Raw genomic sequence first — 244 nt, forward strand, 5'->3', positions numbered from 1 at the left:
TTCTGATCCTGATCATTGCTGTGAACGCCATCTGGTTCACCGACCGTTTGGTGTCACTGATCGGCCTCGACATGTTGACTTACCTGCCAACCGCCGTTTGGCAATTGCTGAGCGCCTTTAGTAGCGGCTTGCTGATCATCGTCAACGTGTTGCTGCTTGGGTTGCTGTCAAGGCTTCAGCTCAAGGACGAGTAAGCCGTATGGATTGGTTGAGCAACGCGACGCCCAACATAAGCCACACACAA

The 244-nt window shown here is 52.9% G+C and carries 1 protein-coding gene; it reads left to right on the top strand.

Annotated features, from left to right (window positions below; translation table 11 throughout):
• Positions 1-194, top strand: a 194-nt coding sequence (locus AC0IW7_RS24965; RefSeq protein WP_471821541.1) for a hypothetical protein, incomplete at its 5' end; no start/stop codon positions are given.
• Positions 195-244 lie beyond the last annotated feature (50 nt).

This window comes from Pseudomonas sp. AC229 (assembly GCF_979254655.1).